Annotated in this window: 20 protein-coding genes; 12 read left to right on the top strand and 8 right to left on the bottom strand. The window is 61.5% G+C overall.

All coding sequences use genetic code 11. The annotated features are described in order from the left end of the window. Positions 1-26: 26 nt before the first annotated feature. Together recO and pdxJ are read left to right on the top strand one after the other, a co-directional pair. Positions 27-710, top strand: a complete 684-nt coding sequence (gene recO / locus CAF65_RS07950) for a DNA repair protein RecO (RefSeq protein WP_085715801.1) — start codon at positions 27-29, stop codon at positions 708-710. Between the two features lie 66 nt (positions 711-776). Then, entirely contained in the window at positions 777-1,523 is a 747-nt protein-coding gene (gene pdxJ, locus CAF65_RS07945; protein WP_008053219.1) for a pyridoxine 5'-phosphate synthase, read from the top strand. Positions 1,524-1,648: 125 nt separating this feature from the next. Here pdxJ and mltF read toward each other — a convergent pair whose 3' ends face one another. Next, positions 1,649-3,109: a membrane-bound lytic murein transglycosylase MltF gene (gene mltF, locus CAF65_RS07940; RefSeq protein ID WP_085715800.1), complete on the bottom strand. Its 1,461-nt coding sequence runs from the start codon at positions 3,107-3,109 to the stop codon at positions 1,649-1,651. A gap of 285 nt (positions 3,110-3,394) precedes the next feature. On the opposite strand from mltF, the gene purL reads away from it, so the two are divergent. Then, positions 3,395-7,291: a phosphoribosylformylglycinamidine synthase gene (purL, locus tag CAF65_RS07935; protein ID WP_085715799.1), complete on the top strand. Its 3,897-nt coding sequence runs from the start codon at positions 3,395-3,397 to the stop codon at positions 7,289-7,291. A 20-nt stretch (positions 7,292-7,311) separates the two neighbouring features. Then, the gene (locus CAF65_RS07930) at positions 7,312-7,623 is read left to right on the top strand and encodes a YqfO family protein (RefSeq protein ID WP_085715798.1); all 312 of its coding nucleotides are present in this window, start codon (positions 7,312-7,314) and stop codon (positions 7,621-7,623) included. A gap of 74 nt (positions 7,624-7,697) precedes the next feature. On the opposite strand, the gene nagE is transcribed toward CAF65_RS07930, so the two are convergent. The 7 genes from nagE to CAF65_RS07895 all read right to left on the bottom strand — a co-directional run bounded on the left by nagE (position 7,698) and on the right by CAF65_RS07895 (position 16,455). Next, positions 7,698-9,413 (bottom strand): N-acetylglucosamine-specific PTS transporter subunit IIBC, encoded by a 1,716-nt coding sequence (gene nagE, locus CAF65_RS07925; protein WP_085715797.1) that lies wholly within the window; start codon positions 9,411-9,413, stop codon positions 7,698-7,700. 30 nt (positions 9,414-9,443) lie between these two features. Continuing rightward, a complete protein-coding gene (gene ptsP, locus CAF65_RS07920) occupies positions 9,444-11,960 on the bottom strand; it encodes a phosphoenolpyruvate--protein phosphotransferase (RefSeq protein ID WP_085715796.1) in 2,517 nt (838 codons plus the stop codon). 164 nt (positions 11,961-12,124) lie between these two features. Beyond that, positions 12,125-13,147: an SIS domain-containing protein gene (locus CAF65_RS07915; protein ID WP_143492087.1), complete on the bottom strand. Its 1,023-nt coding sequence runs from the start codon at positions 13,145-13,147 to the stop codon at positions 12,125-12,127. Then, positions 13,128-14,234, bottom strand: coding sequence for an N-acetylglucosamine-6-phosphate deacetylase (nagA, locus tag CAF65_RS07910; protein ID WP_085715794.1), 1,107 nt, complete (start codon positions 14,232-14,234; stop codon positions 13,128-13,130). Before nagA ends, CAF65_RS07915 begins: the two co-directional genes overlap by 20 nt. Before the next feature lie 30 nt (positions 14,235-14,264). After that, positions 14,265-14,996: a GntR family transcriptional regulator gene (locus CAF65_RS07905; protein WP_085716011.1), complete on the bottom strand. Its 732-nt coding sequence runs from the start codon at positions 14,994-14,996 to the stop codon at positions 14,265-14,267. A gap of 296 nt (positions 14,997-15,292) precedes the next feature. Next, positions 15,293-15,796, bottom strand: a complete 504-nt coding sequence (locus tag CAF65_RS07900) for a murein L,D-transpeptidase family protein (RefSeq protein ID WP_085715793.1) — start codon at positions 15,794-15,796, stop codon at positions 15,293-15,295. A gap of 107 nt (positions 15,797-15,903) precedes the next feature. Continuing rightward, on the bottom strand, positions 15,904-16,455 hold the full coding sequence (locus tag CAF65_RS07895; RefSeq protein ID WP_085715792.1) for an NUDIX hydrolase: 552 nt from the start codon (positions 16,453-16,455) through the stop codon (positions 15,904-15,906). A 148-nt stretch (positions 16,456-16,603) separates the two neighbouring features. Between CAF65_RS07895 and CAF65_RS07890 the strand changes: the two genes are divergently transcribed. From CAF65_RS07890 to guaA, 8 genes are all read left to right on the top strand, one after another. Next, positions 16,604-17,203: a CoA pyrophosphatase gene (locus tag CAF65_RS07890; RefSeq protein ID WP_085715791.1), complete on the top strand. Its 600-nt coding sequence runs from the start codon at positions 16,604-16,606 to the stop codon at positions 17,201-17,203. Between the two features lie 71 nt (positions 17,204-17,274). Continuing rightward, a complete protein-coding gene (locus tag CAF65_RS07885) occupies positions 17,275-17,799 on the top strand; it encodes a gamma carbonic anhydrase family protein (protein WP_085715790.1) in 525 nt (174 codons plus the stop codon). Next, positions 17,796-18,011 carry a DUF1289 domain-containing protein gene (locus CAF65_RS07880; RefSeq protein WP_085715789.1) on the top strand — a complete coding sequence of 72 codons (216 nt, stop codon included), beginning with the start codon at positions 17,796-17,798 and terminating at the stop codon, positions 18,009-18,011. Before CAF65_RS07885 ends, CAF65_RS07880 begins: the two co-directional genes overlap by 4 nt. A 74-nt stretch (positions 18,012-18,085) precedes the next feature. Beyond that, the gene (locus CAF65_RS07875; protein WP_085715788.1) at positions 18,086-18,553 is read left to right on the top strand and encodes a preQ0 transporter; all 468 of its coding nucleotides are present in this window, start codon (positions 18,086-18,088) and stop codon (positions 18,551-18,553) included. A gap of 87 nt (positions 18,554-18,640) precedes the next feature. Then, positions 18,641-19,822 (top strand): formate-dependent phosphoribosylglycinamide formyltransferase, encoded by a 1,182-nt coding sequence (purT, locus tag CAF65_RS07870; protein ID WP_085715787.1) that lies wholly within the window; start codon positions 18,641-18,643, stop codon positions 19,820-19,822. A gap of 182 nt (positions 19,823-20,004) precedes the next feature. Then, entirely contained in the window at positions 20,005-20,553 is a 549-nt protein-coding gene (locus CAF65_RS07865; protein WP_085715786.1) for a sugar ABC transporter ATPase, read from the top strand. Positions 20,554-20,790: 237 nt separating this feature from the next. Next, positions 20,791-22,260, top strand: coding sequence for an IMP dehydrogenase (guaB, locus tag CAF65_RS07860; protein WP_085715785.1), 1,470 nt, complete (start codon positions 20,791-20,793; stop codon positions 22,258-22,260). Between the two features lie 99 nt (positions 22,261-22,359). Next, positions 22,360-23,937 carry a glutamine-hydrolyzing GMP synthase gene (guaA, locus tag CAF65_RS07855; protein ID WP_008016739.1) on the top strand — a complete coding sequence of 526 codons (1,578 nt, stop codon included), beginning with the start codon at positions 22,360-22,362 and terminating at the stop codon, positions 23,935-23,937. Positions 23,938-24,166 lie beyond the last annotated feature (229 nt).

Here is a 24,166-nt window from a genome sequence, read left to right as displayed (position 1 = left end):
TGCTCCTACAGTTCAACGAGACTCCCATGTCCCAGCCCATCGGCCAACCTGCCTACGTCCTCCACAGCCGCGCCTACCGCGAAAACAGCGCCCTGGTGGACTTCCTCACGCCGCAAGGCCGGCTGCGGGCGGTGTTGCGCAGTGCGCGGGGCAAGGCCGGGACGTTGGCGCGGCCGTTCGTGCCGCTGGAAGTGGAGTTTCGGGGCAGGGGAGAGTTGAAGAATGTCGGGCGCATGGAAAGTGCCGGCGTTTCCACCTGGCTTAACGGAGAGGCACTGTTCAGTGGTCTTTACCTCAATGAGTTGCTGATTCGCCTGCTGCCCGCCGAAGACCCGCACCCCGCCGTGTTCGATCACTATACTGCGACCTTGCTGGCATTGGCCGAAGGTCGTGCGCTGGAACCGTTGCTGCGCTCCTTTGAATGGCGCCTGCTCGATGATCTTGGCTACGGCTTTTCCCTGACCACCGATATTCACGATCAACCCATTGCCCCGGATGGCCTCTACCGCTTGCAAGTGGATGCGGGGCTGGAGCGGGTCTACCTGCTGCAACCGGGGCTGTTCAACGGTTTCGAACTGTTGGCAATGGCCGAAGTCGACTGGTCCGCACCCGGCGCGCTTTCTGCTGCCAAGCGTTTGATGCGTCAGGCGTTGGCTGTTCATTTGGGCGGTCGCCCGCTGGTTTCCCGAGAGTTGTTTCGAAAACCGTAGCGTCAACAGACCCTATTTCCCCGTGTATGCTGTGCACCGAACTTTCTCTTCTTCTGGAGCGCTTCCGTGACCACCAGCACCCGTATTCTTCTTGGCGTGAACATCGACCACGTTGCCACCCTGCGTCAGGCCCGGGGCACTCGTTACCCGGACCCGGTCAAGGCAGCACTGGACGCGGAAGAGGCGGGCGCTGACGGCATCACAGTGCACCTGCGCGAAGACCGTCGGCACATTCAGGAGCGCGACGTTCTGTTGCTCAAGGACGTGCTGCAAACCCGCATGAACTTCGAAATGGGCGTCACCGAAGAAATGATGCAGTTCGCCGAACGCATCCGCCCGGCGCACATTTGCCTGGTGCCGGAAACCCGTCAGGAGCTGACCACCGAGGGCGGCCTGGACGTGGCGGGGCAGGAAGCCCGGATCAAGGCGGCGGTCGAGCGTCTGTCGAAGATCGGCTCCGAAGTGTCGCTGTTCATCGATGCCGATGAGCGGCAGATCGAAGCCTCCCGCCGTGTCGGCGCGCCAGCCATCGAACTGCATACCGGTCGCTACGCTGATGCCGAAACGCCGACCGAAGTTGCTGAAGAACTCAAGCGTGTGGCCGATGGCGTGGCCTTCGGCCTGGCCCAGGGCCTGATCGTCAATGCCGGCCATGGCCTGCACTATCACAACGTCGAAGCCGTGGCGGCGATCAAGGGCATCAACGAGCTGAATATCGGACACGCGCTGGTGGCCCATGCGCTGTTCGTTGGCTTCAAGTCGGCCGTGTCGGAAATGAAGGCACTGATTCTGGCTGCTGCTGCGAAAGCCTAAAGGCCAGTACAAAACCCTGTGGGAGCGAGCCTGCTCGCGAAGAGAATGTAGCATTCAGCGTTGATGTTGACTGTTACACCGCATTCGCGAGCAGGCTCGCTCCCACAGTTTGATTGGGTAGGGTTTTAGAGCGGTGAAGGCTCTTGAGCCGGCTTGGTCTTGTCGATCCCCGGAACCAGCAGTTTGCCCTCGGCGACCTGGTCGCCTTCAAGCTGCGGCTGCGTGACCCAGGTCAGGATGTCGTAGTAGCGCCGGATGTTCGCCACGAAATGCACCGGTTCGCCGCCACGGGCATAGCCGTAACGGGTTTTGCTGTACCACTTCTTTTCCGACAGGCGCGGCAGGATCTTCTTCACATCCAGCCATTTGTCCGGGTTCAACCCTTCCTTGGCCGCCAGTTTGCGTGCGTCGTCCAGGTGGCCGCTGCCGATGTTGTAGGCCGCCAGGGCAAACCAGGTACGGTCCGGTTCCTGGATTGACTCGTCGAGCTGGTCTTTCATGTAGGCCAGGTACTTGGCGCCGCCCATGATGCTCTGCCTGGGGTCCAGGCGGTTGGACACGCCCATGGCCTGTGCGGTGTTCTGGGTCAGCATCATCAGGCCACGCACGCCGGTCTTGGACGTGACGGCCGGTTGCCACAACGACTCCTGGTACCCGATGGCCGCCAGCAGGCGCCAGTCGACTTTCTCTTTCTTGGCGTACGACTTGAAGTGCTGTTCGTACTTGGGCAGGCGCTGCTGCAAGTGTTGGGCAAACGTGGTGGCGCCCATGTATCCGAGGACATCGACATGCCCGTAGTAACGGTCCTTGAGGCGTTGCAGGGTGCCGTTTTTCTTGACCTTGTCGAGGTAGTCGTTGATTTCGTTGAGCAGGCTGTTGTCGTCGCCCGGTGCGACGGCCCAGCTCTGGTTGCTGGCATCACCGAGGTCGAAGGCGACCCGGATGTTGGTGAAATACACCTGGTTCATCGCGACTTCGTTGGAGTCAACCAGCGTCAGGTCGATCTCACCTTCGTCGACCATGCGCAGGAGATCGACGACCTCGACCGCGTCAGACTCTTCGTATTCGATGCCGGGAAATTTCTGTTTCAGCTGTGCCAATTGTTCGGCGTGGGTGCTGCCCTTGAGCACCATGATCTTCTTGCCCACCAGATCCTTCGCGTCGGTCGGCCGTGACTGGCCGTTGCGGTAAATGATCTGCGGGGTGACGTCCAGGTAGGAATGCGAGAAGCGCACCTGCTTCTTGCGCTCTTCGCTGCTGACCAGGCCGGCAGCCGCCAGCACCGGGCCGTTTGGCTTGCCTACCTGGTTGAACAGGTCATCGAGGTTGTCGGCGGTCTCGATCTTGAGTTCGACCCCCAGATCGTCGGCGAAGCGCTTCACCAGCTCGTATTCGAAGCCGGTTTCACCGTTGCGATCCTGAAAGTAGGTGGCGGGACTGTTTCGGGTAACCACCCGCAGCACACCATCCTCCTTTACGCGCTCAAGCGTGTTGGGTTTATCAACACAGCCACCGAGCATCAGGAAGAGTCCGGTTGCGATCAGCCATTTGGCGTACCGCGGACGTAAAGCCATTGGGGAAAACATCTGCGCAGTATACGCAAACGACCACGGGCGCCATATCTCGACAGCGAAGGGCTTGTCTGCTAGCGATCACAAAACCGGCCGAAACCCCGCAGGAATGGGCCTGGTCTGCATCTTGTTACAGTAAAAATAAGCTGTCGTCACACGTCGCGTTAACCTGACTTTCGAGGCAGAAACACAAATCGACGCCCGGGTGCAACCGTGCGTAGCGTTTCGGGTGATGTCGCGGCCTGTTTAGGCTAGAATGCACGGCCTCAAAGCACACCCCTTCCCGAGGCTGTCCCGAAGATGTTGATCCTGCGCGGCGCTCCTGCCCTTTCTGCCTTTCGCCACAGCAAACTCCTTGAGCAACTGAGCCAGAAGGTTCCGGCTGTCAGTGGCCTGTATGCTGAATTCGCTCACTTCGCCGAAGTTACCGGCGTCCTGACCGGCGACGAACAGCAGGTGCTTGCGCGCCTTCTGAAGTACGGTCCAAGCGTTCCGGTACAAGAACCGACCGGTCGTCTGTTCCTGGTATTGCCGCGTTTCGGCACCATCTCGCCATGGTCGAGCAAGGCCAGTGACATCGCCCGCAACTGTGGCCTGGCGAAAGTCCAGCGCCTGGAGCGCGGCATTGCGTTCTACGTGGCCGGCCAGTTCAGCGACGCTGAAGCCCGGTTGATCGCTGACGGCCTGCACGACCGCATGACCCAGATCGTCCTGGGCAACCTCGAACAGGCCGCCGGCCTGTTCAGCCACGCCGAACCGAAACCCCTGACCGCGATCGACGTGCTGGGTGGCGGCCGTGCCGCGCTGGAAAAAGCCAACACCGAGCTGGGCCTGGCCCTGGCTGAAGACGAGATCGACTATCTGGTCAACGCCTTCGTCGGCTTGAAGCGCAACCCGCATGACATCGAACTGATGATGTTCGCCCAGGCGAACTCCGAACACTGCCGTCACAAGATCTTCAACGCCAGTTGGGATATCGACGGCGAAAGCCACGAAAAAAGCCTGTTCGGCATGATCAAGAACACCTATCAGATGCACAACGAAGGTGTCCTGTCGGCTTACAAGGACAACGCTTCGGTAATCGTCGGCTCCGTGGCCGGTCGCTTCTTCCCGGACCCTGAAACCCGCCAGTACGGCGCGGTGCAGGAGCCGGTGCACATCCTGATGAAGGTTGAAACCCACAACCACCCGACCGCGATTGCCCCGTTCCCGGGCGCGTCCACCGGTTCCGGTGGCGAAATCCGCGACGAAGGTGCTACCGGTCGTGGTGCCAAGCCGAAAGCCGGCCTGACCGGTTTCACTGTGTCCAACCTGCAGATCCCGGGCTTCGAACAGCCGTGGGAAGTGCCATACGGCAAACCCGAGCGCATCGTCACTGCGCTGGACATCATGATCGAAGGCCCGTTGGGCGGTGCCGCGTTCAACAACGAATTCGGCCGTCCGGCGCTGACCGGTTACTTCCGTACCTTCGAACAATCGATCACCACCCCGCACGGCGATGAAGTTCGCGGCTACCACAAGCCGATCATGCTGGCGGGCGGCATGGGCAACATCCGTGAAGAACACGTCAAGAAAGGCGAGATCGTCGTCGGCTCCAAGCTGATCGTGCTCGGCGGCCCGGCCATGCTGATCGGCCTGGGTGGCGGTGCCGCTTCCTCCATGGCCACCGGCACCAGCTCGGCAGACCTGGACTTCGCTTCGGTACAGCGTGAGAACCCGGAAATGGAACGCCGTTGCCAGGAAGTCATCGACCGTTGCTGGCAACTGGGCGACAAGAACCCGATCAGCTTCATCCACGACGTGGGTGCGGGCGGTCTGTCCAACGCCTTCCCGGAACTGGTCAACGACGGCGACCGCGGTGGCCGTTTCGAACTGCGCAACATTCCAAACGACGAGCCGGGCATGGCCCCGCACGAAATCTGGTCCAACGAATCCCAGGAACGCTACGTTCTGGCCGTGGGGCCGGCGGATTTCGAGCGCTTCAAGGCGATCTGCGAACGCGAGCGTTGCCCGTTTGCCGTCGTCGGCGAAGCCACTGCCGAACCACAGCTGACCGTCACCGACAGCCATTTCGGCAACAGCCCGGTGGACATGCCACTCGAAGTGTTGCTGGGCAAGGCCCCGCGCATGCACCGTTCGGTGGTGCGTGAGGCCGAACTGGGCGATGAGTTCGATCCATCGACCCTGAACATCGCCGACTGCGTCGAGCGCGTTCTGCATCACCCGGCCGTGGCCAGCAAAAGCTTCCTGATCACCATCGGCGACCGCACCATCACCGGCCTCGTGGCCCGTGACCAGATGGTCGGCCCGTGGCAGGTGCCGGTGGCCGACGTTGCTGTCACCGCCACCAGCTTCGACGTCTACACCGGTGAAGCCATGGCCATGGGCGAGCGTACTCCGCTGGCGCTGCTGGACGCTCCGGCGTCGGGCCGCATGGCCATCGGCGAAACTCTGACCAACATCGCCGCTTCGCGCATCGGCAAGATCTCCGACATCAAGCTGTCGGCGAACTGGATGTCCGCTGCCGGTCACCCGGGTGAGGATGCACGCCTGTACGACACCGTGAAAGCGGTCGGCATGGAACTGTGCCCTGAGCTGGGCATCACCATTCCGGTGGGCAAGGACTCGATGTCCATGGCCACCCGCTGGAACGAAGAAGGCGTGGACAAGTCCGTCACCTCGCCAATGTCCCTGATCGTGACCGGTTTCGCACCAGTGACTGACATTCGTCAGACCCTGACCCCGCAACTGCGCATGGACAAGGGCACCACTGACCTGATCCTGATCGACCTGGGCCGCGGCCAGAACCGCATGGGCGCCTCGATCCTGGCACAGGTTCACGGCAAGCTCGGCAAGCAGGCTCCGGACGTCGATGACGCCGAAGACCTGAAAGCCTTCTTCGCGGTGATCCAGGGCCTCAATGCCGACGGTCACCTGCTGGCTTACCACGACCGTTCCGACGGCGGTCTGTTGACCAGCGTCGTGGAAATGGCCTTCGCCGGTCATTGCGGCCTGAGCCTGAACCTCGACAGCCTGGCGGATTCTTCCAGCGACATCGCCGCGATCCTGTTCAACGAAGAACTGGGTGCCGTGATCCAGGTTCGCCAGGACGCCACCCCGGACATCCTCGCGCAGTTCAGCGCTGCCGGCCTGGGCGATTGCGTGTCGGTGATCGGTCAGCCAATCAACAATGGCGAGATCAGCATCACCTTCAACGGTGACACCGTGTTCGAAGGCCAGCGTCGTCTGCTGCAACGCCAGTGGGCCGAGACCAGCTACCAGATCCAGCGTCTGCGTGACAACGCCGAATGCGCCGAACAAGAGTTCGACGTGCTGCTGGAAGAAGACAACCCGGGCCTGAGTGTCAAGCTGAGCTACGACATCAACCAGGACATCGCCGCGCCTTACATCAAGAAAGGCATCCGCCCACAGGTTGCCGTGCTGCGTGAGCAGGGCGTCAACGGTCAGGTGGAAATGGCGGCTGCGTTCGACCGCGCCGGTTTCAACGCGATCGACGTGCACATGAGCGACATTCTGGCCGGCCGTGTCGACCTGAACGAGTTCAAGGGCATGGTCGCTTGCGGCGGTTTCTCTTACGGCGACGTATTGGGTGCCGGTGAAGGTTGGGCCAAGTCGGCGCTGTTCAACAGCCGTGCCCGCGATGCGTTCCAGGGCTTCTTCGAGCGCAACGACAGCTTCACCCTCGGCGTGTGCAACGGTTGCCAGATGATGTCCAACCTGCACGAGCTGATCCCGGGCAGCGAGTTCTGGCCGCACTTCGTGCGTAACCGTTCCGAGCAGTTCGAAGCCCGTGTGGCCATGGTGCAGATCCAGGAATCGAACTCGATCTTCCTGCAAGGTATGGCCGGTTCGCGTATGCCGATCGCCATCGCCCACGGTGAAGGCCATGCCGAGTTCGCCAGCGAAGAGGCACTGCTGGAGGCCGATCTGTCGGGTTGCGTGGCGATGCGTTTCGTCGACAACCACGGCAAGGTCACCGAAAGCTACCCGGCCAACCCGAACGGCTCGCCGCGCGGGATCACCGGCCTGACCAGCCGCGACGGTCGCGTGACCATCATGATGCCGCACCCGGAGCGTGTGTTCCGTGCCGTGCAGAACTCGTGGCGTTCGGATGACTGGAACGAAGATGCACCGCTGATGCGCATGTTCCGTAATGCTCGCGTATGGGTGAACTAAGAACGGGTGAACCAAGCGCCGTGTACAAGCTCAGCTTCTTTGTTCCAACCAGTCACGTCGAAGACGTGAAGAGTGCCGTCTTCGCCGCCGGTGGCGGACGGATCGGCGCTTACGATCACTGCGCCTGGCAGGTGCTGGGTCAGGGCCAGTTTCGTCCATTGGACGGCAGTCAGCCGTTCATTGGCGAAGCGGGGCAGGTCGAGCAGGTCGAGGAATGGAAGGTTGAGCTGGTGGTGGCCGATGAGTTGATTCGCTCGGTGGTGGCGGCTTTGAAACAGAGCCATCCCTATGAGACGCCAGCTTATGAGGTGTGGCGGCTGGAGGATTTCTGATCTTCCAGGCTGCTGAAATGAAAAACCCGCTGAAGTGATTTCAGCGGGTTTTTTAATGCCCAGACGCCGTCAATCTAAACCTTCGCACTCACCTCGCTACGATTGGCCAGCCCCTCCAGCGCATCACTCAAACTGGCTGCCTTGTCGCCCACCAACAGATGCCAGATCCCACCCTCAAGCTGACTCATACCCTGACAACCCAGTGCCTTCAAATCGCACTCCGAGATTGCCTTGCCATCCGCCAATTGCAGACGAATCCGGGTCATGGCCACGCAGTCCAGTTGCAACACATTGTCGCCACCGCCGAGTGCGCTCAGCCATTGTTGGGCTTCAGTTTTCGCCACGGTGACGGCTGGCGGTACGTCGACGATGACGGCCGGAGTGGAGATCAATGCGCGACCCAATGCCGGCATTGCCAGGCGAATTTCATCGGCAATCGCGTCGGCCATCGGCCCAACCACCACTTGCAAACTCCCGCCCTTGCCCGGACGCACCACAGCCATGGCACCTAGTGCTTTCAAGTCCGCATCCGACGCCTTGTTGCGATCCACCATGTCCAGTCGCAACCGGGTAGTGCAGGCGCCGATGGTGATCAGGTTTTCGGCGCCGCCCAAGGCCTTGATGTAGGCCCCGGCACGGTCGCTGTCCGCCACTGCGGCTTTTTCAGTGGCAGCAGTGTCTTCCCGTCCCGGCGTCTTGAGCTTGAAACGACGGATACAGAAGTCGAACACCAGGTAATAGATCAGCGCATAGACCAGGCCGACCGGGACCACGCGCCAGCCATTGGTGGATTTGCCCCAGCCGAGGACCATGTCGATGAAACCGCCGGAGAATGTGAAGCCTAGGTGGATGTTCAGCAGATTGGTGACGGCCATGGACAGGCCGGTCAGCAGCGCATGCAGCAAGAACAGCAGCGGCGCGAGGAACATGAAGGCGAATTCGATGGGTTCGGTGACGCCAGTCAGGAATGAAGTCAGGGCCATTGACAGGAATATCCCGCCCATGATTTTGCGCCGTTCCGGCAGGGCGTTGCGGTACATCGCCAGGCAGGCAGCGGGCAGGCCGAAGAGCATCACCGGGAACATGCCGGTCATGAACTGGCCGCCTTTCGGGTCGCCGGCAAAGTAGCGTGATATGTCGCCGGTCACCAAGGCACCCGTGGTCGGTTCGGTGAAGTTACCGAACACGAACCAGGCCATGTTGTTGATGATATGGTGCAGGCCGGTGACGATCAGCAGGCGGTTGAGCACACCGAAAATGAGTGCACCGATGCTGCCGCTATCCAGTAGCAGCGTGCCGAAGCTGTTGATGCCGTGCTGGACCGGCGGCCAGATCAGGCCGAACACCACGCCCAGGCCGACCGCGCTGAAACCGGTCGCGATCGGCACAAAGCGCCGGCCACCGAAGAACGCCAGGTACTCCGGCAGCTTGATGTCCTTGAAACGGTTGTACAGCGCGCCGGCCATCAAGCCGCTGATGATCCCGGCGAGCATACCCATGTTGATGCTCGCATCCAGCACCTTGAGCGTGGACACCATCACCAGATAACCGATGGCCCCGGCCAGACCGGCCGTACCGTTGTTGTCTTTAGCGAAACCGACCGCGATGCCGATGGCGAAAATCAGCGCCAGATTGGCGAAAATCACCTGGCCGGCGTCGTGGATGATCGCGATGTTCAAAAGGTCCGTGTCGCCCAGGCGCAGCAGCAGGCCGGCAATCGGCAGGATCGCGATTGGCAGCATCAGCGCGCGGCCGAGGCGCTGCAGACCTTCGATAAAGTATTGGTACATGGCGGTACTCCCTGGATTTTTTATTGTTCTTCAGCTCAGAGACCAGTGCTGGTGGCAGGCGTGACGCACCGCACCGGCACTGCTCAGTTTCAGCAGATCCAGGCTGATGCGCCGGCATTGGCTGGCATCGAGATGGCGCACGCGATCCTTGATCTCACCAATCTGCACCGGGCTCACCGACAGTTCGCTCACGCCCAGCCCGATCAGCACCGGCGTGGCTAGCGGATCGGAGGCCAGTGCCCCACAAACCCCGACCCAGCGTTTGTGCTGTGCGGCACCTGCACAGGTCTGGGCGATCAATCGCAGCAGCGCCGGGTGCAGGGCATCGACCCGCGAGGCGAGACCGGCGTGGTCGCGGTCCATGGCCAGGGTGTATTGCGACAGATCGTTGGTGCCGATGGACAGGAAGTCCGCGTGTTCCGCCAGCTGTTCAGCCAGCAGAGCGGCGGCCGGAACTTCGATCATCACTCCCAGCTCCGGGCGCTCGCTCAGGCCCAGTTCGGTGCACAAGGCGTCGAGACGCTGGCGGATGTGCAGCAGTTCCTCGACCTCGGTCACCATCGGCAACAGGATCCGGCAACGGGACAACGGCTTGACGTGCAGCAGGGCGCGCAGTTGCTGGTCGAGCAGTTCCGGGCGGGCCTGGGCCAGGCGAATGCCGCGCAGGCCGAGCACCGGGTTCGCCTCGGCGGGCAGTGGCAGGTAGTCGAGTTGCTTGTCGCCGCCAACGTCGATGGTGCGAATGATCACCGACTTGTCACCCATGGCATCGAGCACGGCTTGATAGGCGTGGTGTTGTTCCTGTTCGTCCGGGGCGGTATGGCGGTCGACGAAGAGAAATTCGGTGCGCAGCAAGCCGACGCCGTCGGCGCCATTGGCCAATGCGTCCGCCGCCTCGACGCAGGAGGCGACATTGGCTGCGACTTCGATGCGCTGGCCATCCAGGGTGTGTGCCGGGATATGCGCATGGGCCTGTTGCTCGGCGCGGCGTTTCTGATGATCAAGCTGCGCCTGCTGCACTTGAACCAGGCGTTCGGCGCTTGGCATCAGTTCAAGACGACCGCCGTCCGCGTCCAGCACGACCGACTGACCCTGATCCTGATCCAGCAGCGACGCACCCAGGGCGACCATGCACGGCAAGCCTTTGCCCCGCGCGAGGATTGCCACGTGGGACGTCGCGCCGCCTTCGGCCATGCACAAACCGGCGACACCTTGCTGACTCAGTTGCAACAGATCGGATGGGGTCAACTCGTGGGCGGCGACGATGGCACCGGGTGGTACATCGTAATGCCAGGCTTCACCGAGCAGGGTGCGCAGCACCCGTTGCTTGAGGTCGCGCAGGTCGTTGGCGCGTTCGGCCAACAGCGTGCTGCCCAACTGCTGGAGCACGTCGCACTGCACGTCGATCGATTGGCTCCAGGCGTGGGTCGCCGCGGTGCCGAGATCGATGGACTGACGCGCTGCGTCCAGCAATGCCGGGTCTTCCAGCAGCGCGAGATGGGCGGCGAAGATGGCTTCTTCGTCAGTGTTCTTGTGTTTTCTGGCATGGACCAGGGTACCGGCGATTTCGCTGCGGACCTGGGTTAACGCAGTGTCGAGGGTTTGCCGTTGCTGTACCGGATCATTGTGCCCGGCATCCGCAGGCAGGCTGATCGCGTTCAAGCGCAACAGCGGCCCGCCGACCAGCCCCGGAGCGGCGCAGACACCGTGCAGCACACCGGCTTCGGCCACCCGGTTGCGCTGGATCATCGGTGCCGGGGCGGTGGCGTGATGCTCTTCGGGCAGCGCCGTGGACAGAGCGGTCAACAAGGCTTGCAGTGCGGCTTCGGCATCCGGGCCCTGGCAACTGACCTGCACTTCGTCTTGTTCGCCGACGGCCAGACCCATCAGTCCGATCAGACTGTCGCAGGTCGCCGATTTACCGGCGAAATGCAGCCGGGATTTGCTTCTGAAACCTTGCGCGGTCTGACGGATCAACGCAGCTGGCCGGGCATGCAGGCCGCCACGATGGGCGATGTGGATGTGGCCGAGCACTTCTTCGCCGGCAAGCGCCACGTCCGCCTGCGCGCCCACGCCCTGGTGGCGAATGATGTGCAGCAACGGCTCGCCGACTTTCACCGATTTGAGGGTGATGGGGCGTGCCTGAAAGTCCTGGCTGTTGGTGAGGATCAGCAGGCTGACCAGGCTTTTGCATTGTTGCGCGACCCTGTCCAGGTCATAGCGCAGCAGCGGTTGGCCGTTGGCAACCCGTGCACCTTCCTGCACCAGCATCGAAAAGCCCTGGCCTTGCAGTTCGACGGTGTCCAGGCCCAGGTGCAGCAGCAGTTCAGCGCCGTTGTCCGCGCGCAGGGTCACGGCGTGGCCGGTGCGCGCAACATGCACCACCACGCCCGCGCAGGGAGCGTGGAGCGTGTCGTTGAGTGGATCGATGGCGATGCCGTCGCCCATGGCGCCGCTGGCAAACACCGGGTCCGGGACTTTGGCGAGCGTGAGCACCGGGCCGCTGAGCGGGGCGCTTAAAGTCAGCTCTTTATTGTTGTTATGCATGGCTCGGTCTCATCAGGAAAAACTTCGGTTCGGATCAACGCCCCCTTCTGTAGGAGCGAGCTCGCGATGGACTAAAGAACGCCGCGTTTATCCAGCAAGCGCGCGTTTTCGTTGACGACCATCGCGAGCAATCGAGCGTTGACCGGCTGCTCCTACAAGGGTGGTTAGTGCGTACGAGTGACTTTGCTCAGGTGCCGCGGCTGGTCCGGGTCCATGCCGCGTGCAACCGCCAAACCGGCGGCCATCACGTAGAAACTCTGGATCGCCAGGATCGGATCGAGGGCCGGGTGCTCGGCGCGGGTCAGGGTCAGGTCGCGTTCGAGTACGTCATCCGGGGCAGCCAGCAGGACACGGGCACCGCGCTGGCGCATGTCGGCGGCCAGGCTCAGCAAGCCAGCCTGCTCGGCACCTCGCGGGGCGAACACCAGAAGCGGGTAGTTGTCGCCAATCAAGGCCATCGGGCCGTGACGGACTTCCGCGCTGCTGAAGGCTTCGGCCTGGATCGCCGAGGTTTCCTTGAACTTGAGCGCCGCTTCCTGGGCGATGGCAAAACCGGCGCCACGGCCGATTACCATTAGCCGCTGACAATCGCGCAAGGCGTCGATGGCCGGGCTCCAGTCCTGTTGCGCGGCGTCGCGCAGGCCATCGGGCAAGGCGAGGCCGGCTTCGAGCAGTTCGGCGTCTTCTTTCCAGTTCCCGATCAGGCGGGCGCTGGCGCTGAGGGTGGCGATAAAACTCTTGGTCGCGGCAACGCTGCTTTCGGTGCCGGCACACAGCGGCAGGCTGAATTCGCAGGCGGCTTCCAGTGGCGAGTCTTCGGCATTGACCAGCGAAATGCTCAGCGCGCCGCGCTTGCGCAACAGGCGCAGGCTGTTGACCAGATCCGGGCTCTGCCCCGATTGCGAAAAGGCGAATGCCACCTGGCCGCTGACCTTCAACGGTGCCTGTTGCATGGTCACCACCGACATTGGCAACGAGGCCACCGGGATGCCCAGCAGTTGCATGGTCAGGTAGGCGAAGTAACTGGCGGCATGGTCAGAACTGCCACGCGCCACGGTCATGACCACTTGCGGTGGCTGACGGCGCAGGCGTCCGGCGATCTCGATCATCTGCGGGTCGAGTTGTTGCAACTGGACTTGCACGGCCTCGAACGAGGACAGTGCCTCTTCAAGCATTTTTGAAGTCAATGTCTTCTCCTTCGACCATGACAGCGGTCAGTTTCAGTGAGCGATCCAGCCGCACGCAGTCGGCCCAGGCCCCGGGTTGCAGGCGTCCGCGTTCGGTGATGCCGAGGTAGTCGGCGGGGAATTGCGACAGGCGCTGCGAGGCTTCGGCGATGGGCAGGCCGATCTTCACCAGGTTGCGCAGGGCCTGATCCATGGTCAGCGTGCTGCCGGCCAGGGTGCCGTCGGGCAGGCGCACGCCGCCCAGGCATTTGGTCACGGTGTGGCTGCCGAGTTTGTATTCGCCGTCGGGCATGCCGGCGGCCGCGGTCGAGTCGGTGACGCAGTACAGGCATGGAATCGAGCGCAGGGCCACGCGAATGGCGCCGGGGTGCACGTGCAGCAAGTCCGGAATCAGTTCGGCGTATTGGGCGTGGGCCAACGCGGCGCCGACGATCCCCGGCTCACGGTGATGCAGCGGGCTCATGGCGTTGTAGAGGTGGGTGAAACTGCTGGCGCCGGCCTCCAGCGCCGCCACGCCTTCCTCATAGCTGCCCAGGGTGTGGCCAATCTGCATGCGGATGCCGCGGCTGCTGAGGTCACGGATCAAGGCGTCGTGACCGGCGATTTCCGGAGCAATGGTGATCACCCGGATCGGAGCGAGCGCCAGGTACGCTTCGACTTCTGTCATCAGCGCCGTGTGGGCGAAGTTGGGTTGCGCACCGAGCTTGCCGGGGTTGATGTACGGACCTTCGAGGTGCACGCCGAGCACCCTGGCGCAGCCTTGGGGCCGCAGCTCGCAGAATTCGCCGACGGCCTTGAGCACGCTGGTCATTTCGTCGCTCGGCGCGGTCATGGTGGTGGCCAGCAGCGACGTGGTGCCGAAGCGCAGGTGGGTTCGGGTGATGGTTTCGAAGGCCTGCGCGCCTTCCATGATGTCTTTGCCGCCGCCGCCGTGAACGTGCAGATCGATGAAACCCGGGAGCAGGTACGGCAGGTCATTGTCTGCCGGATCGCAGGGCTGGCCTTCGATCGACACGACTTTGCCGTGTGCGTGGACCAGTCGGCCGCGAACCCAGCCGTGAGCGGTGAGGATGTTGTCTTCGGACATGATCGGTCTCGGTTTTAACTGCGCGGCTACTTACCTGCGAAGCTCTGCCACAAAGTCGTAGTAGTCGTTACGGCAATAGGTGTCGGTGACTTCGATTGGCGTGTTGTTTTCCAGGTATCCAACCCGGGTCATCAGCAGCATCGCGGTGCCGGGGGCGATGCCGACCAGTGCGGCGAACTCGTCCGAGGCGTTGATCGCCTGGATATGCTGCAGGGCGCGGACAACCGGTTTGCCGATGCCGTCGAGGAATTCGTAGAGGGAGTCGCCAACCAATTGCGGGTTGGCAATGATCGAGGCGGGCAGGGTACTCATCTCGATTGCCATCACGGTGTCGTCGGCCTTGCGCAGGCGTTTGAGCCGCGCGACCTTGTCGTTGGGCGACAGGCCGAGGCGAATCAGCTCTTCGTGGGTCGGCAGGGTGATTTCTCGCTCCAGCCATTGCGAGCCGGGCACGAAACCCTTGAGGCGGAGCATTTCACTGAAACCGGAAAGGCGCGACAACGGTTGTTCGAGGCGCGGCGTAATGAAGGTGCCGGAGCCCTGGTTACGGCGGATCAGGCCTTGTTCGAACAACACTTCCAGCGCCTTGCGGGCGGTGACGCGGGAGATGCCCAACGTCTCGCTCAGATTGCGTTCCGACGGCATGGCCTGTTCGGCTTTCCACTGGCCGGCATGGATCGCCGCTTCCAGATTGCGTGCCAGTTGCAGGTACAGCGGCGTGGGTTGGGTGTCGTCGGGGCGCAGGGCTTGTAGGTCATTCATGTAGGCATTGTCCGATGCGGTTGCAGGATGGTTGTCGCCCGGTTGTGAGGCGAAACCTAATACCACTTGCATACCATGTCAACGCCGCCACCGGGCCTTTGGCGTGGGAAATCCTGCCGTTTTGGCCGGTTGTTCAGAGAGTGGTTCTAAGTGGTATTAGCGCAGGGGGATACAGCAGCAAAGATCGCAGCCTGCGGCAGCGTCTACAGGTCAGAGTGGTATCACTACTGTAGGAACTGCCGCAGGCTGCGATTTTTTGAATTTATTTTTCGAGGGCGACCAATGGTCGGGGGGAGTTACGGGCGGATTTCGATCATCGTGCCGTCCGGCACCAGGTTCCAGACTTCGCGCATGTCCATGTTGCGCATGGCGATGCAGCCGTCGGTCCAGTCCAGGGTGTGGAACAGGTCTTCCGGGGTGTCCTCGGTGTCCGGGGTGCCGTGGATCATGATCATGCCGCCGGGCTCGACGCCTTCACGGCGGGCCCGGGCGGAGTCGCTGATGTTCGGGTAGGAAATGTGCATCGCCAGGTTGAAGCGGTCGCTGACCTTGCGCCAGTCAACCCAGTAGAAGCCTTCCGGGGTGCGTTTGTCGCCTTCCATCAGCTTTGGCCCCTTGGGCCGTTTGCCCAGGGAAATGCGATAGGTCTTGAGCGGCTTGCCGTCATTGATCAATTGCAATTGATGGGAAGACTTGAGAATCAGGATTTTCTCGATGACCTTGCCGTCCAGGGTTTCCACGGCAGAAGCCTGTGACACCGTGACGAACGACAAACAGAACAGGGCAAACAACCAGCGCATTGAAACGATTCCCCAGGAGGTGTCGCGACTATTTATTTATAGATGTTTTTGCAGGAGCTGCCGCAGGCTGCGATTTTTCAGCGGCTACGAATGATACCAATATGGCATCAAGTAATGGCAGGCTGAGCAAGCGGCGGGATCGATTCGGACCGTACGGGATAGACCTCGGTCCGCCGGTCAGCGAAGAAGCATTCTAAGGTACGACCCACCGTGCGGAAAGCCAGCTCATCCCAAGGAATGTCCGCTTCGTCGAATAGTTGTACTTCCAGGCTCTCGGGGCCGGCAGAAAAATCCAGGTCCGCCAGCTCTGCACGGAAGAACACATGCACCTGGCTGATGTGTGGTACATCGATCAGGGTATAGATGCTCAGGTTGCGCACCCGGGCGCAGGCTTCCTCGGCGGTTTCGCGAATGGCGGCCTGTTCGATGGTCTCACCGTTTTCCATGAAGCCGGCGGGCAGGGTCCAGTAACCGCGTCGCGGCTCGATGGCGCGCCGGCACAGCAACACCTTGGTGCCCCAGGTCGCCACGCAGCCGGCGACGATGTTGGGGTTCTGGTAGTGGATGGCCTGACAGCTGTCGCAGACAAAACGCAGGCGGGAATCGCCTTCGGGAATGCGCTGGGTCACCGGGTTACCGCACTGGCTGCAAAATTTCATGCTGGGGGTTCCTGAATGCTGCGCCTATCTTGGCGTGCGGCAGTGTCTGTCGGCAAGTTGTCGTTTCGCGACATGGGGCTGTTGCGGGGGTTGGGCGGCCGCAGCGATTGGTGCATGATGCCGGGTAAGGCACAGATCGAGAACACTCATGCTGGACGAGCTACTGCATCGGGTTAGTAACCACACACCACGCACAGTGGAGACCGACCGTCGTTTTCCCGAGGCCGCGGTGCTGGTGCCCATCACCCGCAGTGACGAGCCTGAGCTGGTGTTGACCCTGCGTGCCAGTGGCCTGTCGACCCATGGTGGCGAAGTCGCCTTTCCCGGCGGGCGTCGTGACCCCGAAGACCCCGACCTGACGTTCACCGCCCTGCGAGAAGCCGAAGAAGAGATCGGCCTGCCGCCGGGGCTGGTCGAGGTGATCGGCCCGCTCAGCCCGCTGATCAGCCTGCATGGCATCATGGTCACGCCCTATGTCGGGGTCATCCCGGATTTTGTCGAATACCGGGCCAACGATGCCGAGATCGCCGCGGTGTTCAGCGTGCCCCTGGAATTCTTCCGCAAAGATCCCCGCGAACATACCCATCGCATCGACTATCAGGGCCGCAGCTGGTACGTGCCGAGCTATCGCTATGGCGAGTACAAGATCTGGGGGCTGACGGCGATCATGATCGTCGAGTTGATCAACCTGCTGTATGACGCCAAAATCAGCCTGCACCAGCCTCCCAAAAGCTTCATCAATATCTGAAACCATCGTTCGCATGGCCTGAATCCTGATCTGGCTGAAAAAAGCCTGCCTGAGCCTTGAGGAAAACAACAATGAAATACCGCCTGGGCGACGCCCGCGTCGAAACCCATCCACAGAGCTGGGTCGCCCCCAATGCCGTGCTGGTAGGCAAGGTCAAGCTGGAAGAGGGCGCCAACGTCTGGTTCAACGCCGTGCTGCGCGGCGATAACGAGTTGATCCTGATCGGCAAGAACAGCAACGTCCAGGACGGCACCGTGATGCACACCGACATGGGCTACCCGCTGACCATCGGCACCGGCGTGACCATCGGCCACAACGCCATGCTCCACGGCTGCACCGTCGGCGACTACAGCCTGATCGGCATCAACGCGGTGATCCTCAACGGGGCAAGGATCGGCAAGAACTGCATCATCGGCGCCAACTCGCTGATCGGCGAGGGCAAGGAGATTCCGGATGGATCGCTGGTCATGGGCTCACCCGGCAAAGTGGTTCGAGAATTGACCGAGTCGCAAATCAAAATGCTGGAAGCCAGCGCGGCTCACTACGTGCACAACTCGCAACGTTATGCCCGCGATCTGGCCGAGCAGGAAGAATGAGCACGCCCGAACGTCCGGTGCCATCGCCCTGCGTGAGCATTTGCGCGCTGGATGAAGATGACATCTGCACCGGTTGCCAGCGCACGGTGGAGGAGATCACTCGCTGGAGCCGCATGACCAACGACGAGCGGCGCAAGGTGCTGGGGTTGTGTCATGAGCGGGCGAAGGCCAGTGGGTTGGTGTGGATGATCGGGGCAAAGCCGGGAAACTGAGGCGCGAACATTGTAGGAGCGGGCTCGCTCCTACAGTACCCTGTGCACCAAATTGACAGGTACTTTCAAATCCCATGTTCTTCCTGATCGCCTACATCAGCAGCGTCGTGCTGATCAACTACGCCTTTTCCACTGCGCCGAACCTGGACATCATCTGGTCGGCCTGGGGCGGGCTGGTGTTTGTGTTGCGCGACATGGTGCAAGCCCGGTTCGGCCATGGCGCCCTCGTGGCAATGCTGGTAGCGCTGGTGTTGTCCTATGTCACCTCCGATCCGTCCATCGCCCTGGCCAGCGCCACGGCATTCGCGGTTTCCGAGTGCATCGACTGGCTGGTGTTCAGCATCACCAGGCGCCCGCTGCATGACCGTCTGTGGATAAGTTCGGCTCTGAGCATTCCCCTCGATACCTTTATCTTTTTCGGCATGATCGACGCCCTGACGCCGGGGGTGATCCTCACCGCCCTGGGCTCGAAATTCGCCGGGGTCACTGCCGTGTGGCTGATCATGGCCTGGCGTCTGCGCAAACAGGCTGTCGTCGGCTGAAGTTCATGTAAAATGCCGCGCTTTCTCCCCATGGGACGCGCGCCAGCCGTCGCATCCCTCGATGATCCGCTCCTTGAGGACCTTCAGATGACCCGTATCGGAACTCCATTGTCGCCTACCGCGACCCGCGTATTGATGTGTGGCTGTGGCGAGTTGGGCAAGGAAGTGGTGATCGAGCTGCAACGTCTGGGCGTTGAAGTGATTGCCGTGGATCGCTACGCCAACGCGCCGGCCATGCAGGTGGCGCACCGCAGCCACGTGATCAACATGCTCGACGGCGCTGCCCTGCGTGCCGTGATCGAAGCCGAGCAACCGCACTTCATCGTGCCGGAAATCGAAGCCATCGCCACCGCGACCCTGGTGGAGCTGGAGGCCGAAGGTTTCAACGTGATCCCGACCGCCCGCGCCGCGCAATTGACCATGAACCGCGAAGGCATCCGTCGCCTGGCCGCTGAAGAGCTGGACCTGCCAACCTCGCCGTACCACTTCGCCGACACCTTCGAGGACTACAGCAAGGCGGTCGAAGACCTCGGTTTCCCGTGCGTGGTCAAGCCGGTCATGAGTTCCTCGGGCAAGGGCCAGAGCCTGTTGCGCAGCGTCGATGACGTGCAGAAAGCCTGGGACTACGCCCAGGAAGGTGGCCGTGCCGGTAAAGGTCGGGTGATCATCGAGGGCTTCATCGACTTTGACTACGAAATCACCTTGCTGACCGTGCGCCACGTCGGCGGTACCACCTTCTGCGCGCCGGTCGGCCACCGTCAGGAGAAGGGCGATTATCAGGAATCCTGGCAGCCACAAGCCATGAGCCCGATTGCCCTGGCTGAATCCGAACGCGTCGCCAAAGCCGTGACCGAAGCCCTGGGTGGCCGTGGTCTGTTCGGTGTCGAACTGTTCATCAAGGGTGATCAGGTGTGGTTCAGCGAAGTCTCGCCGCGCCCGCACGACACTGGCCTGGTGACGCTGATCTCCCAGGACCTGTCGCAGTTCGCCCTGCATGCGCGGGCCATTCTCGGTCTACCGATCCCGTTGATCCGTCAGTTCGGGCCATCGGCCTCGGCGGTGATTCTGGTGGAAGGGCAGTCGACCCAGACCGCATTCGCCAATCTGGGCGCAGCCTTGAGCGAGCCGGATACCGCGTTGCGCTTGTTCGGCAAGCCTGAAGTCAACGGCCAGCGCCGCATGGGCGTTGCCCTGGCTCGCGACGAATCGATCGAAGCCGCCCGCGCCAAGGCGACTCGTGCGTCGCAGGCGGTTGTGGTCGAGCTGTAAAAACAGCTGCGGTGGGCCTATACCTTCTAAAGGCTCGCCGACTCAAACCTTGTAGGAGCGAGCCTGCTCGCGATGGACTTGAGGGCAACGCGTTTAATCAGGGATTACGCGTTTTCGTTAACGACCATCGCGAGCAGGCTCGCTCCTACAGGTCATTTATCAAAGCTCCAGGGCTGTACCCCATGAATTCGCAAAGCATCATCGTCCCGAAAATATCCACGCTGCCGGTGCACGAGCCCCGGGCCCGGGCCGTTGTGCGTTGGCTGGTGCGCAAGAGCATCGTCCAGGAAGAGCTGACCACGTGCGGCCGCACCGGCAATCGCATGGGGCATGCCATCGCCGAGGGTGCCCGTGAGGTGGTCCTGCACCCTGACGCGCTGCCATTCGGCGAGCCGGTCAATGGTCTGGAGATCATCACCAAGCGTTGCATCTATACACCGGCCAAGGGTTTTCTTGGCGAAGCGGGCTGTGCCGAGTGCCGAAAGGAAGTGGGTGAAGCCCTGTTCGAAAGCCTGGAGGACTGGATGCCGGGGCGTACCGATAACTTCACCTGTCCGGAATGCGGGCATGAAGACGACATCAACGGCTTCCTGTTCCTGCAGGAGTGCGGCTTCTCCAACCTCGGTTTCATCTTCAACAACTGGGCCGAAGCCGGATTCAAGCAGAGCTTTCTCGATGAGTTCGCCGATTGGCTGGATCAGCCGGTCAGTTGGGTGAAAGTCGAACTCTGAAGACCTTTGTAGGAGCAAGCTCGCGATGGTCGTGAACGATGACGCTTGTTGTCTGAAAACAAGCGTCGTCTTCAAGCTCATCACGAGCAGGCTCGCTCCCACAAAAAAACAGCCATCCGTAACGCCGTAATCCCCGTATATCAGTAATGCCAATAATAGACAGAGTTTTACATTGAACCCGAAGGGGTGTCTGACTATAATGGCGCGCTTCCATTTTCCCGCTCGGGAGCCCCCGCGATGCTGCGTATCAGCCAAGAAGCTCTGACATTCGACGACATTCTCCTAGTGCCTGGTTATTCCGAGGTGCTTCCTAACGAAGTCAGTCTCAAGACCCGCCTTACCCGTGGCATCGAGCTGAATATTCCACTGGTTTCCGCCGCCATGGACACCGTCACTGAAGCCCGTCTGGCAATCGCCATGGCTCAGGAAGGTGGTATCGGCATCATCCACAAGAACATGACCATCGAGCAGCAAGCTGCCGAAGTCCGCAAGGTCAAGAAATTCGAAGCCGGTGTGGTCAAGGACCCGATCACCATCGAGGCTGACGCCACGGTGCGTGACCTGTTCGAACTGACCCGTATGCACAACATTTCCGGCGTTCCGGTGCTGCACGATGGCGACCTGGTCGGCATCGTCACTTCCCGTGACGTGCGCTTCGAAACCCGTCTGGATGCCACCGTACGTGAAGTGATGACGCCTAAAGAGCGTCTGGTCACGGTCAAGGAAGGCGCCAACAAGAACGAAGTCCGCGAGTTGCTGCACAAGCACCGCCTGGAAAAAGTCCTGATCGTCGACGACAAGTTTGCCCTCAAAGGCATGATGACCGTCAAAGATATCGAAAAATCCAAGGCTTACCCACTGGCCAGCAAGGACGATCAAGGTCGTCTGCGTGTTGGCGCGGCCGTCGGCACCGGTAAAGACACCGGTGACCGCGTTGCAGCCCTGGTCAACGCCGGTGTTGACGTGGTGGTGGTCGACACCGCTCACGGTCACTCCAAAGGCGTGATCGACCGCGTTCGCTGGGTCAAGGAGAATTTCCCTGAAGTGCAGGTGATCGGCGGCAACATCGCCACCGGCGCTGCCGCCAAGGCTCTGGCCGAAGCTGGCGCTGACGCAGTCAAGGTCGGTATCGGCCCTGGCTCGATCTGCACCACCCGTATTGTTGCCGGTGTCGGCGTGCCGCAAATCAGTGCCATCGCCAACGTCGCCGCTGCCCTTGAAGGCACTGGTGTACCGTTGATCGCCGACGGTGGTATCCGTTTCTCCGGTGACCTGTCCAAGGCCATCGTGGCTGGTGCCTCCTGCGTGATGATGGGCTCGATGTTCGCCGGTACCGAAGAAGCGCCGGGCGAGATCGAACTGTTCCAGGGCCGTTCGTACAAGGCTTATCGCGGCATGGGTTCGCTGGGCGCCATGTCCCAGGCCCAGGGTTCCTCCGACCGTTACTTCCAGGACTCCTCGGCAGGCGCCGAGAAGCTGGTTCCGGAAGGCATCGAAGGACGTGTTCCGTACAAGGGCACCCTGAGCGCCATCATCCACCAGTTGATGGGCGGCCTGCGCTCCTCGATGGGCTACACCGGTAGCGCCAACATCGAAGAGATGCGCACCAAGCCCGAGTTCGTGCGGATCACCGGCGCAGGCATGGCCGAATCCCACGTTCACGACGTGCAGATCACCAAGGAAGCGCCGAACTACCGCGTAGGTTGAGCCTTCAAGCAACAAGCTAAGCAACCGGGGCTGTTTTATTCAGCCCCGAGTTGTTTCTGAATCACGACTGTTTCTGAATGACTTAGACGAGACTGAATCATGGCCCTCGATATTCACGCTCACCGCATCCTGATCCTCGACTTCGGTTCCCAGTACACCCAGCTGATCGCCCGCCGCGTGCGTGAAATAGGCGTGTACTGCGAACTGCACCCGTTCGACATGGACGAGGATGCGATCCGCGAGTTCGCGCCCAAAGGCGTCATTCTCGCTGGCGGTCCGGAGTCCGTGCACGAAGCCAACAGCCCTCGCTGCCCGCAGGCAGTCTTTGACCTGGGCGTGCCGGTCTTCGGTATCTGCTACGGCATGCAGACCATGGCCGAGCAACTGGGCGGCAAGGTTGAAGGTTCCGAGCTGCGTGAGTTCGGTTACGCTCGCGTCGACGTGGTCGGCAAGAGCCGCCTGCTCGACGGTATCGAAGACCACATCGACGCCGACGGCCTGTTCGGCCTCGACGTGTGGATGAGCCACGGTGACAAAGTCACCAAAATGCCATCTGACTTCCATATCCTGGCCAGCACTCCGAGCTGCCCGATCGCTGGTATGTTCAGCGACGAGCGTCGCTACTACGGCGTGCAGTTCCACCCGGAAGTGACCCACACCAAGCAGGGCGGTCGCATCCTGTCGCGTTTCATCCTCGACATCTGCGAGTGCGAAGCGCTGTGGACTCCTTCGAAGATCGCTGAAGACGCCATCGCCCAGGTTCGTGCCCAGGTCGGCACCGACAACGTGCTGCTCGGCCTCTCTGGCGGCGTGGACTCCTCGGTAGTTGCCGCGCTGCTGCACAAGGCCATCGGCGACCAGCTGACCTGCGTGTTCGTCGACAACGGCCTGCTGCGCCTGCACGAAGGCGAGCAAGTGATGGCCATGTTCGCCGAGAACATGGGTGTCAAGGTGATCCGTGCCAACGCCGAGGACCAGTTCCTCAACAACCTGGCCGGCGAAGCTGACCCTGAGAAGAAGCGCAAGATCATCGGCCGTACCTTCATCGACGTGTTCGATGCTGAATCCTGCAAGCTGGACAACATCAAGTACCTGGCCCAGGGCACCATCTACCCGGACGTGATCGAGTCGGCTGGCGCGAAAAGCGGCAAGGCCCACGTGATCAAGTCGCACCACAACGTGGGCGGCCTGCCGGAAGAAATGAACCTGAAACTGGTCGAGCCACTGCGCGAACTGTTCAAGGACGAAGTCCGTCGTCTGGGCCTGGAACTGGGCCTGCCGTACGACATGGTCTACCGTCACCCGTTCCCGGGCCCGGGTCTGGGCGTACGCATCCTCGGTGAAGTGAAGAAGGAATACGCCGACCTGCTGCGTCGCGCCGACCATATCTTCATCGAAGAACTGCGCAAGGCCGACTGGTACCACAAGGTCAGCCAGGCGTTCGTGGTGTTCCAGCCGGTTAAATCGGTTGGCGTGGTCGGTGATGGCCGTCGTTACGCCTGGGTCGTGGCCCTGCGTGCCGTGGAAACCATCGACTTCATGACCGCGCGTTGGGCACACCTGCCTTACGAATTGCTGGAAACCGTCAGTGGCCGCATCATCAATGAAATCGAAGGCATCTCCCGCGTCACCTACGACGTGTCGAGCAAGCCGCCAGCGACCATTGAGTGGGAATGATTGGGCGTCTGGTACTGACCGGCACCATTTAGCAAGAAATACCCTGAAGCCCGCGTAATTGCGGGCTTTCGGCTTTTGGGGTCTAGCAAATTCTGGCAGCTCTGTGCATCGCCAAGCACCGTGTTTATGTGGCATGGTACGAGGCATTAACTGAGCCAAATGCCATGCTCGGTGTTCGATACCATGTCGTCGCTGTAGAGGGAAACGTGGTATCAATTCCCATCATTCG

Origin of the sequence: Pseudomonas sp. B28(2017) (assembly GCF_002113025.1) — a bacterium.
Taxonomy (GTDB): Bacteria; Pseudomonadota; Gammaproteobacteria; order Pseudomonadales; family Pseudomonadaceae; genus Aquipseudomonas.
Note: the sequence above shows the minus strand (reverse complement) of the source record. Positions and strands in the feature narration are given on the sequence as shown.

Bases quoted from the DNA above. Each gene is read 5' to 3' on its own strand.
- CAF65_RS07885 (WP_085715790.1), top strand. From the start codon at position 17,275: ATGAAATACCGCCTGGGCGACGCCCGCGTCGAAACCCATCCACAGAGC.
- ptsP (WP_085715796.1), bottom strand. From the start codon at position 11,960: ATGCATAACAACAATAAAGAGCTGACTTTAAGCGCCCCGCTCAGCGGC.
- CAF65_RS07875 (WP_085715788.1), top strand. From the start codon at position 18,086: ATGTTCTTCCTGATCGCCTACATCAGCAGCGTCGTGCTGATCAACTAC.
- nagE (WP_085715797.1), bottom strand. From the start codon at position 9,413: ATGTACCAATACTTTATCGAAGGTCTGCAGCGCCTCGGCCGCGCGCTG.
- CAF65_RS07900 (WP_085715793.1), bottom strand. From the start codon at position 15,796: ATGCGCTGGTTGTTTGCCCTGTTCTGTTTGTCGTTCGTCACGGTGTCA.
- recO (WP_085715801.1), top strand. From the start codon at position 27: ATGTCCCAGCCCATCGGCCAACCTGCCTACGTCCTCCACAGCCGCGCC.
- purT (WP_085715787.1), top strand. From the start codon at position 18,641: ATGACCCGTATCGGAACTCCATTGTCGCCTACCGCGACCCGCGTATTG.
- mltF (WP_085715800.1), bottom strand. From the start codon at position 3,109: ATGTTTTCCCCAATGGCTTTACGTCCGCGGTACGCCAAATGGCTGATC.
- nagA (WP_085715794.1), bottom strand. From the start codon at position 14,234: ATGTCCGAAGACAACATCCTCACCGCTCACGGCTGGGTTCGCGGCCGA.
- CAF65_RS07880 (WP_085715789.1), top strand. From the start codon at position 17,796: ATGAGCACGCCCGAACGTCCGGTGCCATCGCCCTGCGTGAGCATTTGC.
- CAF65_RS07865 (WP_085715786.1), top strand. From the start codon at position 20,005: ATGAATTCGCAAAGCATCATCGTCCCGAAAATATCCACGCTGCCGGTG.
- guaA (WP_008016739.1), top strand. From the start codon at position 22,360: ATGGCCCTCGATATTCACGCTCACCGCATCCTGATCCTCGACTTCGGT.
- CAF65_RS07905 (WP_085716011.1), bottom strand. From the start codon at position 14,996: ATGAATGACCTACAAGCCCTGCGCCCCGACGACACCCAACCCACGCCG.
- CAF65_RS07890 (WP_085715791.1), top strand. From the start codon at position 16,604: ATGCTGGACGAGCTACTGCATCGGGTTAGTAACCACACACCACGCACA.
- CAF65_RS07895 (WP_085715792.1), bottom strand. From the start codon at position 16,455: ATGAAATTTTGCAGCCAGTGCGGTAACCCGGTGACCCAGCGCATTCCC.
- guaB (WP_085715785.1), top strand. From the start codon at position 20,791: ATGCTGCGTATCAGCCAAGAAGCTCTGACATTCGACGACATTCTCCTA.
- purL (WP_085715799.1), top strand. From the start codon at position 3,395: ATGTTGATCCTGCGCGGCGCTCCTGCCCTTTCTGCCTTTCGCCACAGC.